12 protein-coding genes are annotated in these 14,036 nt (G+C 59.8%); 2 read left to right on the top strand and 10 right to left on the bottom strand.

The window, feature by feature from the left end; translation table 11 throughout:
* Positions 1-13 precede the first annotated feature (13 nt).
* From AC1RNA_RS12065 to AC1RNA_RS12055, 3 genes are all read right to left on the bottom strand, one after another.
* Positions 14-1,357 carry an ABC transporter substrate-binding protein gene (locus AC1RNA_RS12065; RefSeq protein WP_492951269.1) on the bottom strand — a complete coding sequence of 448 codons (1,344 nt, stop codon included), beginning with the start codon at positions 1,355-1,357 and terminating at the stop codon, positions 14-16.
* A gap of 166 nt (positions 1,358-1,523) precedes the next feature.
* Entirely contained in the window at positions 1,524-4,685 is a 3,162-nt protein-coding gene (locus tag AC1RNA_RS12060; RefSeq protein ID WP_492951268.1) for a multidrug efflux RND transporter permease subunit, read from the bottom strand.
* 6 nt (positions 4,686-4,691) lie between these two features.
* The gene (locus AC1RNA_RS12055; RefSeq protein ID WP_492951267.1) at positions 4,692-5,864 is read right to left on the bottom strand and encodes an efflux RND transporter periplasmic adaptor subunit; all 1,173 of its coding nucleotides are present in this window, start codon (positions 5,862-5,864) and stop codon (positions 4,692-4,694) included.
* 397 nt (positions 5,865-6,261) lie between these two features.
* On the opposite strand from AC1RNA_RS12055, the gene AC1RNA_RS12050 reads away from it, so the two are divergent.
* The gene (locus AC1RNA_RS12050) at positions 6,262-7,155 is read left to right on the top strand and encodes a cation diffusion facilitator family transporter (protein ID WP_009339491.1); all 894 of its coding nucleotides are present in this window, start codon (positions 6,262-6,264) and stop codon (positions 7,153-7,155) included.
* A gap of 11 nt (positions 7,156-7,166) precedes the next feature.
* Here the strand turns inward: AC1RNA_RS12050 and AC1RNA_RS12045 are convergent, their stop codons facing one another.
* The 6 genes from AC1RNA_RS12045 to AC1RNA_RS12020 all read right to left on the bottom strand — a co-directional run bounded on the left by AC1RNA_RS12045 (position 7,167) and on the right by AC1RNA_RS12020 (position 12,808).
* Complete coding sequence (locus AC1RNA_RS12045; protein WP_040298294.1) at positions 7,167-7,655, bottom strand: hypothetical protein; 489 nt, start codon at positions 7,653-7,655, stop codon at positions 7,167-7,169.
* A 28-nt stretch (positions 7,656-7,683) separates the two neighbouring features.
* Positions 7,684-8,559, bottom strand: a complete 876-nt coding sequence (locus AC1RNA_RS12040) for a DUF6537 domain-containing protein (protein WP_492951266.1) — start codon at positions 8,557-8,559, stop codon at positions 7,684-7,686.
* Entirely contained in the window at positions 8,556-9,221 is a 666-nt protein-coding gene (locus AC1RNA_RS12035; protein ID WP_009339494.1) for a Crp/Fnr family transcriptional regulator, read from the bottom strand. The genes AC1RNA_RS12040 and AC1RNA_RS12035 overlap by 4 nt, the downstream gene beginning before the upstream one ends.
* Positions 9,222-9,314: 93 nt before the next feature.
* Positions 9,315-10,139, bottom strand: a complete 825-nt coding sequence (locus AC1RNA_RS12030; RefSeq protein WP_492951265.1) for an MBL fold metallo-hydrolase — start codon at positions 10,137-10,139, stop codon at positions 9,315-9,317.
* Positions 10,140-10,205: 66 nt separating this feature from the next.
* Positions 10,206-12,443, bottom strand: a complete 2,238-nt coding sequence (locus AC1RNA_RS12025) for a CHASE2 domain-containing protein (protein WP_492951264.1) — start codon at positions 12,441-12,443, stop codon at positions 10,206-10,208.
* Between the two features lie 167 nt (positions 12,444-12,610).
* Positions 12,611-12,808: a hypothetical protein gene (locus tag AC1RNA_RS12020; protein ID WP_009339497.1), complete on the bottom strand. Its 198-nt coding sequence runs from the start codon at positions 12,806-12,808 to the stop codon at positions 12,611-12,613.
* 152 nt (positions 12,809-12,960) lie between these two features.
* Here AC1RNA_RS12020 and AC1RNA_RS12015 point away from each other — a divergent pair, with 152 nt between their 5' ends.
* Positions 12,961-13,185, top strand: a complete 225-nt coding sequence (locus AC1RNA_RS12015) for a hypothetical protein (protein WP_009339498.1) — start codon at positions 12,961-12,963, stop codon at positions 13,183-13,185.
* Between the two features lie 16 nt (positions 13,186-13,201).
* On the opposite strand, the gene AC1RNA_RS12010 is transcribed toward AC1RNA_RS12015, so the two are convergent.
* Complete coding sequence (locus tag AC1RNA_RS12010; protein ID WP_009339499.1) at positions 13,202-13,909, bottom strand: ribonuclease activity regulator RraA; 708 nt, start codon at positions 13,907-13,909, stop codon at positions 13,202-13,204.
* Positions 13,910-14,036 lie beyond the last annotated feature (127 nt).

Genomic DNA, 14,036 nt, shown 5'->3' with positions numbered 1-14,036 from the left:
GCGTGTGCGACGATTACTTGGCGAGCTTCAGCGCTTCGTCGGCCTTGGCGCGAGCCTTCGCATTGTGGTCCTTCGCAAAGGACGCCCACTGCTGCTCGAGTTCGGCCTGGCGCGCACCCTTCTCCTTTTTCTTGCCGCCAGAGAAGGCACCGACGATCTCGGGAGACGACGCCTGCTCCTCGGTCAGCGGCACAGCCTCCATCAGGCCCCGTGCCTCCTTCAAAGCCGCCTCGGCCTTGGGATTCGGCTTTTTCGCCACAGCCGCTGCCGCCGTATCGATCGCCTTCTTGGTCTGCTTCAAATCCGCCAACTGGAAGGTCACGGTCTGGTCGTACAGCGCATCGACCACATCGTTACGTCCTTCCGACTTTTTGACGTCGAACTTCACCATCGAGTTCAGGCGCGGGTCCTTGAACGGATTCGGGTAGCCAGCCGGTGCCTTGTCGTACACCGAAGGGTTGACCGGCAGACGACGAATGCCCGGATCGAACAAAAGGTTCTGTCCGGCCGGTGACAACAGGAATTCGATGAAAGCCTGGGCACCTGCCTTGTTCGGCGCATTTGCCACGATAGCGATGTTCGCCGGCACGATCGCCGTTACGCTCGGATAGACGAACTTCACAGGAAAGCCCGTCGCCTGCGAGGAGAAAGCGAAGAAATCGATGACGATGCCGTAGCCGACCTGACCGGAGTTGACTGCATCCGGCACGCCGAACGAACGCTCGGTGACCTCGCGGAAATTGCCGGAAACGTCACGGAGGGTCGCCCAACCCTTGGCCCAGCCTTCGCCCTGCAAAATGGTTTCGATGGTCAGGTGCGTGGTGCCGGAGCGCGAGGGGGCCGCCATGGAGACGTGATCGTAATAGGCTGGCGCCGCGAGATCCTGCCACTCCTTCGGCTCAGGCAGCTTGTTTGCCTTCACGTAGCGTTCGTTCCACATGATGCCGTAGCCGGAAGCCGCGAAACCGAAGTAATAGCCATCCGGATCGTTGATCGGAAACTGCCCGATCTTTTCCGGAATGCCGGTGGCTTTCGGCTTGTATGCTTGCAGCAGCGACTTAGCCTTCAGCGCCTCAAAGGCATCCGGCGCGGACGCCCAGAACAGATCGACCTGATTGTTGGACTTGGTTTCTTCCAGGAATTTGACGCCAGCATGCGTGTTGCGGTTCTGCGCATCGAGCGTAACGCCCGGATTGGCCGCCTCGAAGGCCTTTTTGATCGGGTCAGTCAGATCCTTTGCATAGGACGTGACGACGCTCACCTTTCCCGAAACTGCTTGTGCACTGGAGGCCGCCGGCCATCCAAGCACCAAAGCAGCCGCGAGAACCTTAGCTAGCTGGATGCGTTTCACTCTCATTCCTCCCCTGAAAACATTGGCCTTCTAGGACCTTGTCACAAAACTGTAATATTAGCAGGATCGAATGAACAGTAGGCCTTTCTATTATTGCACCGCAATGAACAACCTATGGCCTCTGCCGAGAACCGACAGTTTTGTATCGTCTCACTGAAGAGGATTGCAGCACCTACTGATGAGGTTGAGGTGACGACATCGCGACAGGTTCGGATGCCTTCGCTTCATCCTGCGCATCGTCTGCGGACTTTGAAAACAATCCCTGAATGAAGACGAAGAAGACCGGCACCATCAACAGCGCAAGAATGGCCACGGCAATCATGCCACCCATCACGCCGGTCCCGAGCGCCTGCTGGCTGAGACTGCCCGCTCCTTGCGCCACCACCATCGGTAGCACGCCACACACAAAGGCGAAGCCGGTCATCAGGATCGGGCGGAAACGCAGGCTGCAGGCCTCCATCGTCGCGGCAAGCAAGGATCTGCCCTGCTCGCGAAGATCCTTGGCAAACTCGATGATCAGGATCGCGTCCTTTGCCGCAAGACCGATGATCGTGATGAGGCCGACAGTGAAGTACACGCCGTTCGGCAGCCCTCGCATCGACGAGGCGAGCACCGATCCGAATACGCCGAGCGGAATGGTGAGGAGCACCGCTACCGGAATGGTCCAGCTCTCATAGAGCGCAGCAAGACACAGGAAGACCACCAGGATCGACAACGCCAGCAGCAGCGGCGCCTGCGAGCCAGAGAGCTTTTCCTGAAGCGACTGGCCGCTCCACTCGTAACCAAAGCCGCGCGGAAGAAGCCCGGCCAGCCGCTCCATCTCGGCGATGGCATCGCCGCTGGTGTAGCCTGCGCGCGCCTCACCGCTGATACGGACTGACGGATAGTAATTGAAGCCGACGATCTGCGAAGGCCCCCTGCCCCATTCGATGGTGGCGAATGAGGACAGCGGCACCAGATCGCCGCGGCTGTTCTTCACGTTGTATTTGAGGATATCGGCAGGATTCATGCGATCCATCGCATCCGCCTGCACGATCACACGCTGCATCCGCCCCTTGTTGGGGAAGTTGTTGATGTAAGCTGAACCAAGATTGGTCGAAATCGTGTTGTTGACCTCGGCGAAGGAAACTCCGAAAGCGCTGGCTTTCTCGCGATCAACCACGAGATTGACGATCGGCCCCTCGGGCAAACCCTCAATATAGACCTTCTGCAGGATATGGCTTGCATTGGCGTCAGCGACAAGTTTCCGCGCTGCTGCCAACAGTCCGGCATATCCCTTCTGCCCGCGATCCTGCAGACGGAAACTGAAGCCGCTGGAATTGCCGAGATTGTCGATCGGTGGCGGTTGCTGCGCCGTGATCTTGGCGTCGCGTACACCCGCCATCGCCGCATTGATGTCGTTGACGATCGCCGCCGCGGAATCCCCCGCACCACGCTCCGACCAGTCCTTCAGCGTAATGAAGGCCTGCGCGGTGTTGATGCCCTGCCCCAGAAAGCTGAACCCGGTCAGGAATGTGACGTCCTGGATACCCGAGCGGGTCTCCAGATATTTCTCGACGCGCTCAACGGCAGCCTTGGTGCGGGCGAATGATGAGTCGGACGGCGTCTGCACGTCCACGGTGATGAAGCCCTGATCGTCGACGGGAAGAAAACCGCCCGGCATTCGCGTGAACGCAAACGCCACGCCGCCCACCAGAGCCAGATAGACCAACATCACGCGGCCCTTGCGCGCAAGTGACCAACTCACGGTCTTGACGTAGTGGCCGCGCGACGCATCGAGCGTGTTATTGAACCAGCGGAAGATGCCTTTCTTCGCAGCACCATGACCGCCCTTCGCGGGCTTCAGTAGCGTCGCGCACAGTGCGGGCGTCAGCGTCAGCGCCATTAGGGCGGAAAACCCGATTGCCGCGACCATCGTGATCGAGAACTGCCGGTAGATGATGCCGACCGATCCGGGGAAGAACGCCATCGGCACGAATACCGCCATCAGCACCAGCGTGATGCCGACGATAGCGCCGGTAATCTGCGTCATCGCCTTGCGGGTTGCTTCCTTCGGCGGAAGCCCCTCTTCAGTCATGATGCGCTCGACGTTCTCAACGACAACGATGGCATCATCCACCAGAATGCCGATCGCCATCACCATGGCAAACAGCGTCAGCATGTTGATCGAATAGCCAGCCAATAGAAGCGTGGCACAGGCCCCCAGCAGCGCGACGGGCACGACGATGGTCGGAATGAGCGTGTAGCGGATGTTCTGCAGGAACAGAAACATTACGAAGAACACCAGCACCACGGCCTCGACCAGCGTGTGCAACACCTTCTCTATGGCTGCCTTGACCACGGGCGTGATGTCATAGGGAATGTCGTAGGCGACGTTGGCCGGGAAAAACTTCGAGAGTTCTTCCATCTTCGATTTCACCGCCGCCGCCGTGGCCAGCGCGTTGCCGCTCGGCGCCAGCATCACGGACAGGCCCGCCGTCGGCTTGCCGTTCAGGCGGGTCGTAAACTGATAGCCCATACCGCCGATTTCGATGCGGGCAACGTCGCGCAGCCGCACGACCGAGCCATCGGCATTCGCGTGAAGAACAATGGAGCCGAACTCATCCGGTGTACTGAGCTGTCCCTTGACCAGAACAAGCGCCGATACTTTCTGGCCGGGTACGCTCGGCTCGGCGCCAAGGCTGCCGGAAGCCACCTGCGCATTTTGCGCTGTGATAGCCTTGGTGACATCCTCGGTCGTGAGATTGAAACCAATCAGTTTTTCCGGATCGACCCAGATGCGCAGCGACTGTTCGGTCGAATACAAGGTCGCGCGGCCGACGCCGGGAATGCGGCGGATTTCACCGACAATGTTGCGCACCATGAAGTCGCCGAGGCCAACCTCGTCGAGGCTGCCGTCCGTCGAACGCAATGTGATGATCTGAAGTACCGCGCTTGAGGCTTCCTCAACGAGGATGCCTTGCTGGATCACGGCCGGCGGCAACCGCGCCTCGACGCGCTTGATGCGGTTCTGAACGTCCACGGAGGCTGTCGTGGTGTCCGTACCCGGCTGGAAATTGGCGATGATCTCCACCTGCCCCAGTGAGTCGCTGGTGGATTCGAAATTCAGGATGCCGGATGCGCCGTTGAGTTCCTCCTCAATCGGTCGCGTGACACTGTTGTAAAGCTCCTCCGGCGAGGCGCCCGGATAGCTCGTGCTAATCGAAATGGATGGCGGCGCGATGATCGGGTACTGCGCGACCGCAAGCAAAGGAATGGAGATCGCGCCGATCAAGCAGATGAAAAGCGCGACCACCCATGCGAAGATCGGGCGTTCGATGAAAAAAGCTGGCATCGGGCGTTAATTCAAGGAGGGCTGCGCAGTCGCGTCCGCGCTCAGCTTCGTGCCGTCGACCGAAATCAGCGAAACGAGATCGCCAGCGACGAACTTCTGGAAGCCTTCGACCACGACATGGTCGCCCGGCTTCAGACCTTCGCTCACCAGCCACTTGCCGTCCTGAAGATCACTGGTGCGAATGGACTGCTTCGCAACGTGGCCATCAGGCTTCACAATATAGACTTCGCTGCTTCCGTTCGGGCCGCGCTGAACGGCCTGTTCGGGGATCGCAATCGCGTCCGTGTCGACGCCCTGTTCGATCATGACGCGCACATACATGCCCGGCAGCAATTCACCGTTTGGGTTGGGGAATTCACCGCGCAGCGTGACCTGCCCGGTGCTGGCATCCACCTTGGCTTCGGAGAACAGAAGCCGGCCATCGAGTGGATACTTCCGGCCATCGACGATCAGCCTGACCTTGGCGGCCCCCTTGCTCACCTCTTCGAGATCGCCGCGTTCGAGCGCGTCACGCAGCTTGATCAGATCGGCCGCCGACTGGGTGAAGTCCGCGTAGATCGGATCAAGCTGACGGATGGTCGCGAGATTGGTGGTGTCGTTCGCGGTGACGAGCGAACCTTCGCTCACCAGCGCAGCACCGATCCTGCCCTTGATCGGCGCGCGGATCGTTGCGTAATCAAGATTAAGTCTGGCGCGCGCGACCTCGGCCTTTCGTGCGGCAAGATCTGCTTCCGCCTGGCGCTTGGCTGCAGTCGCCTTTTCGTTCTCGGCTTCGGACGCGACATGCTGCGAGGTTAGCGTCGCAATGCGATGCGCCTGCTTGGTTGCCTGGTCCAGCACAGCCTCAGCCTTGGCCTGGGCAGCTTCCTGCGCCATGACCTCAACCTCGAACGGCCGAGGATCTATTTTATAAAGTACGTCGCCCGCTTCGACATCACTGCCCTGCTGGAACCATCGCTCCATAATGATTCCCGAAACGCGCGAGCGCACCTCCGCGACACGCACTGAAGCGATGCGGCCAGGAAGTTCGCGGACGACCGTGAACGGCTCCGATTTCACGCGCACAACAGAAACTTCGGGCGGAGCGGCTTTCGCTACGGCAGGCGCTGGATCATCGCAACCACCTAAGAAAGCACTTCCAACGATCAGACACGCGATTGCGACGATTCGATTCGTCATGGCTCCGGCAGGTCCCCAAGATTTCAAATTCACAAGTGGTGCGGTCAGGGGTGAAATTGCAATGCAGCATCTTTGTGGCAATGCGATAAAACGCCGCCTTATCCGCTGCGACATATGGAATCAGCCGCGGGTTAAGCGAAGATAAAGTGCCCGTGCGATCGCAGATTAAATACGCGACAGATTCCTTGCGTCTGATGCAGCGATTTGCCGATCATTGAAGACAAACCAAACATGCGAGAGCGATTCCGAATACAGCAAGGCCAGATCATTGCGCAGGAAACGGGTCTGCTTGCCGAATATTGTGTTCAAGCCTGCGAATGATTGGCGTCAGCAAACATCCGCGTTGATCGGTCGCAGTTGTTCCCGTAAGCACGCAAGAACAAATCCGCGTGGTTCCATGGGCACACCCCTCAAATTAGCAGCCAGCAGCATCGCAGTCGGCTGTCTCGTGCTGGCGTTGAAATACGTCGCCTATCTCCTCACCGGCAGCGTGGCGCTTTATTCTGACGCCTTAGAGAGCGTCATCAACGTGGCAACTGCGGTGGCGGCGTTCATCGCCGTGCGGGTCAGCGCGGCGCCGCCCGACGCCAATCATCCCTACGGTCACCAGAAGGCCGAATATTTTTCCGCCATTGTCGAAGGCGTGCTGATTCTCATCGCAGCAGTAGCAATTTTCTATGCAGCCTATCATGGAATCCTGAAGCCACGCCCGCTCGAAGCGCCTGCCAAGGGTTTGCTGATCAATGCGGCCGCGAGCGGCATCAACGCTGCATGGTATTTCGTTCTGCTCAAATCCGGACGGCGGCATCGCTCGCCGGCCCTGATCGCCGACGCCGAACATCTGTGGACCGACGTCGTCACCTCAATCGGTGTCCTGATCGGCGTCGCGCTGGTGTGGCTGACCGATCAACCGATACTCGACCCGGTCATCGCCGCACTGGTCGCGGTCAACATCCTCTGGACCGGTTGGAAACTGATGCGCTCCTCGATCGGAGGATTGATGGACGAAGTCGTGCCAGAGGAAACGCTCACCAAGATTCGCGAAATCATTTCCTCCCATGCCGAAGGCGCGCTAGAGGCGCATGATCTCCGCACGCGTCAGGCCGGCCGGGCGATCTTCATCGATTTTCATCTTGTCGTGTCCGGCAGCATGACGGTGTCTGAATCGCACGAATTGTGCGACCGGATCGAAACCGCGCTGCGGAAGGAGATTTACGACATCATGATTTCGATTCACGTCGAGCCCGAGGAGAAAGCCAAACACCCGGGCGGCGTGCCGGTCGTCGGGTAACCCGGCGCCTGTTATTCGAAATTCATGTCCACGCACTTGAGAACCGGCGAGGAAATCCCGGTCGCAAGTTCGATACAGGCCCTGACCTTGCGCGTCGAAACATCAGCCGCCCAGATCGCCGTGCCGCCGCTACCGAAGAACGCGTTTGTGTTTGGCGGCTCGGTTTCGACCGCATCGAAATCATAGTTGGAATTTTCGGAAAACACCTTCGTCCTGAGCCGGCAAGTGCCGCTTTCATCCGTTCCAATAATCTTCGAGATATCGCGCGTCACCGACACTTGTGCCTCACAGCGATAGAATTCCGAGGTCACCGTGTTGAACAGGTATGCGTAGGACTTGCATGCGATCACCTGCCGTTTTCCCGGCATCAAAATCTTGCTGCAGGAAATGCGATGATTGTGACTGAGTCTGAACGTGGCATCCGCATGTGCCGCCGCCGGTAGTGTCAGCGCGCCCGCGACGGCAGCGGCTGCAAGTATCCTCGCTCCATACGACATCATCGACGCTCCGGAATGGTGTGACATGGCGCTACGCCGTTTGGAGTTGCAAAGGTTGAGACGCTATCAGGCGATCAATCTGACCTTGCAGCACCATCGGCTCGGGACGATCAGCCGCAGCGTGTAAAACGACTCGCAATGCCGCCGCAAGATCGATCGGCGCAATGGCCCCGTCGCAGACTGGTTTGACGAGACAATCCACAATCACATTCCAGTTTGCGATACCTCGATGGTAGTCCGCTCCCGATCCGCTGATGATATCCGCGGTCTGCACCATCCCCATCACGGCTTCCGGCTGGGAAGCCCGAACGCGGTCAATCATGTGCAACCATCGTTCGACCCATGCGTTTTCAGTCTTCGCGCGGCGCGAATAGGTTCGCGCATATCGAAGCAACGCCCAGGCCTCGGTCCAGTGCCGTTTCCATCCGGCCTGAGATGAGAACTTCAATACAACCGCCCGCTGCGAAAGACGCAGATAGGCCATCACTTGAAGCGCCGTATCGGCAGCATTTGGCGGCAGCATTCCGGCAAAATCGCAAAGGCAGAATGACACGCGGCGGGTTGGGGATACACTACCTTCCCCGCCATCCGCCAAAGCTGCCTGCGCGATGCTGGGTGGATCGGCATAGCGCATCCGCTCCTCCATGCGGGAAGCGACAGATGCGAGAAATGCACACGGCGCCTTGTCCGATCCGGCATACCGGCCAACCCGGTTGAGATACACAAGCGCGTAGTCGGGATCCTGATAAGCCATCAGTGAAGTGACTGCGTGCCGGACTATCTCTTTGGTGTCCGGCGGCAAAAATGGAGCAAGCTCGGCCAAACGCTTTTCCGCAACCCATGGCTTGCGGGACGCTTCGCCGAGATAGCGTTCTTTCAGCAGCCTGAAATCGACAGGCAGTTTCATGACGCCGATTTTCCGCTCAATGCTGCGACCTGCGCCTCAAGCTTGCCGACATTCTGAAACAGTCGCGCGCTCACCAGCCGCAGGAAATAAAACCCGAATTCGGGATTCTGGACGTAAAGTTCTTCCACCTTTTGATAGGTGACACTGAGAACGAGGCCCTTCTCCACGCACTCCAGTGTCTGCGTGCGCTCGTTGTCCGGGGACAGCATCCCGAATTCGCCGACGATGGAGCCCACCGGCAATTCGATGCCGGATTCCACGAGCCGGAACCGGCCGCTGACGATGTAGAACATCTCCGTCGCCCGCTCGTGCTTGTAGAACAGCACCTCGCCCGGCTGGCAGTGCCGCTCCGTCATGAACGGTTTCAGCCAGTTCATCGACAGATTTCCACTCACCGAGCGCTTCACGTTGCGAACCAGCACCAGCATTTCGCGCAAACGATAGACATTCAACGGCAGCAAGATCATGTGCAGCGCAACGATCGGATAGTTTCGATGCGACATGGCATAGATAATGAACACCACGTTCGTGATGATCCCGACGACGCGCAGCGGGATCATCGTGCGCATGGTGTAACCGGCGACAACGAATGCCGATGCGATCAGGCCGCCTGCACCGGAGGCTAGTCCTGACATGTCTGAAGCGACACCTGATATATCCATGAGCCACCCAGCCCTTTGTCTTCGACAACGCGCGATCGGTTCGAAGCCGATCTCACCAAACTAAGCCAATTCCAATCCCGGCCGGATCAGACCTCACAGTCCGATCGACTGACCTTCCCGCACGACCACCGTTCCAGGCCGCACGCGCGACGCCTCGGCGGCGATCCGGTCGAGAGTATCGTCATCATGCTCGGGGGCGTGGTGAAACAGGCACAGCGTCTTCACCCCGGCGGCATCGGCGAATGCGGCGTTCTGCTGCCAGCTTGCATGACCCCAGCCCGCATATTTCGCCAGCTCGCTGTCGGTATAGGTGGCGTCCATGACAAGACAATCGGCGCCCTTCGCCAGCGCAAGCATCGCAGGCGCGACCTCGGCATCCATAGCCGTATCCGTCATGTAGCAGAACGAGCGCCCCCCAAACTCCAGCCGATAGCCGGTCGCGCCACCCGGATGATCGAGCGCGGCCGTGCGAAGAACGATGCCCGGACGGGGCGTCAGCACGTCGCCACGCGCGAAATCATGAAACCCTATCTCAGCCTGAAATTGATCGAGGCCGATCGGAAACAGCGGAAAGCTCATATACCTGTCGAGCGCGGCGCGAAGTCCACCCACCTCTTTCAAACCTGCCGCCCATAACCGAAGACGATTGCCTTTCTCGAACGCCGGCAGAAAAAACGGCAACCCGATCAGATGATCGATATGCAGATGACTGAAAAACAGGTCGCTCTCACCGGACTGCCCCAGGAGCGCCTCACCAAGCCCGCGAAGGCCGGAGCCGGCATCGAAGATCAACCGGTTCTCGCCGCAAAGGACTTCGACACACGACGTATTGCCGCCATAACGCACCGTGTCTGGCCCCGGGCAGGCGACGCTGCCGCGAACACCCCAGAATTTGATCGTGATTGAATCTGACATCATCAACAGGCTCGAACGAAAGAATGGATCATATCGAAACGGTGCCGCATGGGCTCGCGGTTTCTGGGTCTATTTCATTGTCATTGCATAAACGCCATTCCAATCGGGCGGCGGCGGTGCCGTCCTGAAAGCACCGATCCGCCCGGCATAGAGGGCGAACAACGTCTTTAAACGGTTGTCATCGTCAAGCGCCCGCGCCTTTTCCATCGCATTCAACGCGCCATCCCAGTCTCGGCTGCGATAGCGCCAGATCATATCGATGGTGTGATTGCGCAACCTCTGAAAGCGCTCCGAATTGGCGAGATCGGCCCGGCCGAGAATGGCGTAGATCACCTCCGGCTCCTGTTTACCCTTCACGGTGACAAGATCCATCTCGAGGATCGCCAGTCTCTCTTGCGCGGCCACCGCGGTCTTCGAGCCAACAATGATCGGCACGCCATAGGTCGCCGACTGGCTTTCCAGCCGCGAGGCAAGGTTCACGCTGTCGCCGAGCACCGAATAGTCAAACCGCAGGCTGGACCCCATATTACCGACCACGCAGAGGCCGGTATTGAGACCGATACCGACATTCAGCGGCATGAACGGCTTGCCCTGCTCAGCAGCCTCCTTCGCACGCCTTGCATTCAGATCGTCCACCTCGTTCAGCATGTCGAGCGCCGCCTCGCAGGCATTGATGGCATGCTCCCCATCGTCGAGCGGCGCGTTCCAGAACGCCATGATGGCATCGCCCATATACTTGTCGATGGTGCCCTTGCGCTCAATGATGGCATCGGTCAGCGGCGTCAGCAGGCGGTTCATCAGCGATGTCAGCCCTTGCGGATCGTGCCGAAAAGATTCCGAGATCGTCGTGAAGCCGCGCACATCGCTGAACATCACCGTCATCTCGCGCTCCTCGCCGCCGAGCACCAGCCGCTCCGGCGCCTGCGCCAATTGCTCCACCAGAGCCGGCGACAGATATTGCCCGAAGGCCGAGCGAATGCGGCGACGCTGCGCCTGTTCGCGCACGTAACCGTTGAACACCAGCGTCAGATAGACGGCCATGCTCGCAAGCAATGGGAAGGTGAAATCGACCAGCAGCCTCTCGCGCACGAACAGGTACCAGGACGTGCCCGCGAGCAAGGCCGCAACCGCGCCACCCAACAGCAGCAGCGAGACAGGGGTGAGCACCGGCGCCAGCCAGACGATCAGAAGCCCGAACAGAATGGCGGCAACGATTTCCGCGCCGAACGCATAGTTTGGCTGCGACAGGACGGAATCCGTCAATACGTTTTCCAGCACCTGCGCATGAATTTCGACACCGGGCATGACGCGATCCAGCGGCGTCGTCTTGGTATCGAGCAGCCCTATGGCTGAAGTGCCGATAATCACCAGCTTGCGCGAGAACACGTCGCTGCCCGCCTTGCCGTCGAGAACATCTGTCGCAGAGACATAACGGGCCGGATCGTGCCTGCCAAAATAGACCCAGAGCTGGCCGTTGCGGTCGGTCGGAATCTCAAATCCCGGTACGCCCACACTTTTCACACCAGCCTCGTCCGACTTCACGAGGAGCGTGTCCGCCTTCACCGCCACCCGCAACATGTCGAAGGTCAGCGAAGGCATCAGGTCACCCTGCGCCATCATAATAAGAGGGATGCGCCGGACGATGCCGTCGCGTTCGGTGCGAATTGTGAAAAGCCCGCGCCCCGGGGCCGCCTGCTCCAGAACCGGGATATTGCGCAACCGTCCCGGGAAGTTCAGCAGATAGGGCGAAGGATCGCCGCCGAGCGTGGCAAGACCGAGCGGCGGCGGATCGGCGGCGGGTACCGGTGTCAGGTACGGCAATCCGGATTCGCCAAGCACCACGGGCGAGCGGCGCAGCACTTCAGCAAAAATCTGATCATTATCCGGCAAGCTCTTGAGTTGTGTGCGTATCGCTTCGTCGAGACCGCGGAAGCTGTCCACCGCACGAGATGGCGACAGCCGGTCGGGCTCCGCGAATACGATATCGAAGGCGATCACGGCCGCGCCCGCCTCCGTCAGCCGCGACACCAGATCGGCCACGCGGGTGCGCGGCCATGGCCACTGGCCAAACCGCGCAAGGCTCGCCTCATCGAGATCGACGATCACGACAGGCCGCTCGACGGCCTTCCGTGGCTTAAGGATTTGGTAGAGGTCAAAAACTCTTAGCCGTAGTTCTTCAAGCGGCACGGGATCGATCGCGCGAAGGCCGACGAGAGCTGCCAGCAGACCGAGGCACAAAATCCGGGCGTAACCAAACCGGCGGGCGAGCCAAAAGGGACGCCGGAGGAGGCTTCTTGAAAGGGACATGGCGGCGAACGTCAGGTTCCCGGTTGCTGAAAGCCCGCCGGCTGGCGCGCAACCTGATATTGTCCGGTTCCCGCGACGAAATCCACCGGCCCGGTGCCACACGGCACGCCAAAACCTCGCTTCCAAGACCCGGAAGCCGGTCGATCACTCAAGGTCCAGACGCTACCTCAGGCCTTCGACATATTGCGGACCATTTCGATCGCGATAGCGATACCGGCGGCGATCAGAACCCAATGGGGGTTATCGCAAAGTATCGTGCCCTGCCGGCAGACCTCATATGACCAGGTCCAGCCCGAATTCTGCGTAGCGCCCGCGAAATAAAACAGGCCGCTTGCACCTAACAAACCGAGAATCAGCACAAACATCGGGAATCTCCGTGTTGTTGCCGGTAGTCTCAGTGCCGAGACGTAAATCAAGGCTTGCGGTGATCTCCGAAACAAAGGGGCATCCTGGATTTTAACGATCCCGGTTCCGGAACAGAACCCGCCCGGCCCCGTTCCCTTCCGGGGAGATGACCATGGCAACCCGTGCACAACGCTTGGCAGAATTCGGCGAGCAAGGCACGCCGCCTGCGGGCGCGCCGGTACAGGTCCTGTGCGAAGACAAAAGCGGGACTTACCAGCTTCCTTTCACCTGCCGCTGGATCGGAAGCGGCTGGGAAAACTGCGAATCCGGCGACCCGGTCGAGGCCCGCGTCGTGGGATGGCGCTGGCCGGCGGACACCGGCAAACGCCACAATTGAAGGCCGATTTTAGGGCTTACTTCTGCGTCTTCTTCCATGCCTCATAACGCGCCTTGGTATCCGCGTTCATCGGGTACAGCCCCGGCAGCGACGCACCCTGCTGGACCTCGTTCACGATCCACGCCTCGACCCGCTCCTGCTCCTCGCCCTGCTCCAGGATCAATGGAAGGAACGCTTGCGGAATCACCACCGCACCATCCTCATCGGCCACGATGATGTCGTCGGGGAACACCGCAACGCCGCCGCAGCCGATCGGTTCGCCCCAATTCACAAAGGTGAGACCAGCAACCGAAGGCGGCGCGGCCGCGCCGTCACACCAGACCGGAAGCCCGGTGCCCAGAACGCCCTCGACATCTCGCATCACGCCGTCGGTGACGAGCGCGGTGACGCCCCGCTTCGCCATGCGCATACACAGGATGTCGCCGAAGATACCGGCATCGGTGACGCCCATTGCATCGACCACCGCAATGCAGCCTTCCGGCATCGCCTCGATGGCGGTGCGGGTGGAAATCGGTTTCGACCACGATTCCGGCGTCGCAAGATCCTCCCGCGCAGGAACAAAGCGCAGAGTGAAGGCAGGGCCGACCAACCGCTTCTGCCCTGGCCGCAACGGGCGCGTGCCCCGCATCCAGACATTCCGCAGACCCTTCTTCAGGAGCACGGTGGTGATGGTGGCGGTGGAAATACGTTGCAACAGTTGAACGGTCTCGGCTGGCAGCGACATCGGCTGGAAATCCTTTGCAAGAAGAGGCGACATGTTGCGGAGCGATCCGCTTGCGTCAAGCAGGCCTCTCGACGAATGCTTGGGCGAATCTTCTCTCGCGAATAAAGCTCTGGACGCCATCAGCCCG

This window comes from Afipia sp. GW821-FHT14H12, from assembly GCF_058803465.1.
Note: the sequence above shows the minus strand (reverse complement) of the source record. Positions and strands in the feature narration are given on the sequence as shown.

What these genes read in the sequence shown, in the direction of transcription:
- AC1RNA_RS12050 (WP_009339491.1), top strand. Translation starts at nt 6,262, where the DNA reads ATGGGCACACCCCTCAAATTAGCAGCCAGCAGCATCGCAGTCGGCTGT.
- AC1RNA_RS12040 (WP_492951266.1), bottom strand. Translation starts at nt 8,559, where the DNA reads ATGAAACTGCCTGTCGATTTCAGGCTGCTGAAAGAACGCTATCTCGGC.
- AC1RNA_RS12065 (WP_492951269.1), bottom strand. Translation starts at nt 1,357, where the DNA reads ATGAGAGTGAAACGCATCCAGCTAGCTAAGGTTCTCGCGGCTGCTTTG.
- AC1RNA_RS12010 (WP_009339499.1), bottom strand. Translation starts at nt 13,909, where the DNA reads ATGTCGCTGCCAGCCGAGACCGTTCAACTGTTGCAACGTATTTCCACC.
- AC1RNA_RS12020 (WP_009339497.1), bottom strand. Translation starts at nt 12,808, where the DNA reads ATGTTTGTGCTGATTCTCGGTTTGTTAGGTGCAAGCGGCCTGTTTTAT.
- AC1RNA_RS12015 (WP_009339498.1), top strand. Translation starts at nt 12,961, where the DNA reads ATGGCAACCCGTGCACAACGCTTGGCAGAATTCGGCGAGCAAGGCACG.
- AC1RNA_RS12035 (WP_009339494.1), bottom strand. Translation starts at nt 9,221, where the DNA reads ATGGATATATCAGGTGTCGCTTCAGACATGTCAGGACTAGCCTCCGGT.
- AC1RNA_RS12045 (WP_040298294.1), bottom strand. Translation starts at nt 7,655, where the DNA reads ATGATGTCGTATGGAGCGAGGATACTTGCAGCCGCTGCCGTCGCGGGC.
- AC1RNA_RS12060 (WP_492951268.1), bottom strand. Translation starts at nt 4,685, where the DNA reads ATGCCAGCTTTTTTCATCGAACGCCCGATCTTCGCATGGGTGGTCGCG.
- AC1RNA_RS12030 (WP_492951265.1), bottom strand. Translation starts at nt 10,139, where the DNA reads ATGATGTCAGATTCAATCACGATCAAATTCTGGGGTGTTCGCGGCAGC.
- AC1RNA_RS12025 (WP_492951264.1), bottom strand. Translation starts at nt 12,443, where the DNA reads ATGTCCCTTTCAAGAAGCCTCCTCCGGCGTCCCTTTTGGCTCGCCCGC.
- AC1RNA_RS12055 (WP_492951267.1), bottom strand. Translation starts at nt 5,864, where the DNA reads ATGACGAATCGAATCGTCGCAATCGCGTGTCTGATCGTTGGAAGTGCT.